This window comes from Blautia sp. AF19-13LB (genome assembly GCF_003479105.1).
Lineage (GTDB): Bacteria > Bacillota > Clostridia > Lachnospirales > Lachnospiraceae > Fusicatenibacter > Fusicatenibacter saccharivorans.
Genome location: NZ_QUGO01000079.1, coordinates 1 through 575, shown reverse-complemented (window position 1 = coordinate 575; position 575 = coordinate 1). Strand labels below are relative to the sequence as shown.

At 40.7% G+C, this 575-nt stretch carries 2 pseudogenes; both read left to right on the top strand.

Annotated elements, in window-relative coordinates:
* Positions 1-131: 131 nt before the first annotated feature.
* A pseudogene (gene tnpA, locus DWX32_RS20815) lies at positions 132-353 on the top strand (IS200/IS605 family transposase); the annotation flags it as partial.
* Positions 354-372: 19 nt separating this feature from the next.
* Positions 373-575: pseudogene (locus tag DWX32_RS19370) on the top strand (IS200/IS605 family accessory protein TnpB-related protein); the annotation flags it as partial.

Genomic DNA, 575 nt, shown 5'->3' with positions numbered 1-575 from the left:
GAAGTAAGGGGATTACCCATAAATATATTGTAGTAGTGATGAGTTAGACGCGCAAAATTTTTACCAAAATGGGAACAAATGTTTGAGTTATTCCTATGCATATGGTATACTATTTTTATGAAGAAAGAAGTCATCTGCTTGTAGATTACCGACCACAGTTTTATATTTCAGACATGATCAAAATCATGAAGGGGAATCTTGCACACCAGATGTTCCTTTTACATCCAGAGCTAAAGAAAGAGTTGTGGGGAGGACATTTGTGGAATCCGTCTTATTGTGTTGTAACGGTCAGTGACCGGAGCCGTGAACAGGTACTTGCTTACATAGAAGGGCAGAAGGAAAAATCCCGTTAAAACCCGGAGGAAAAAGCGAATGAAAATCATATCCAGTTATGGTGTAGAATTACGAAAACAGAATATTCCGATCCGCCAGACACTGGAGATTTACCGTTCTGCTGTCCGCTATCTGGTCAAAGTGTATGAATCTGTATGGGAAGAACTGGCCCAAATTGAGAACAGTAAGAAACGTTTCAATGCAGCGGAACATCTGGTGCATACAACGAAACGGAATCCGGC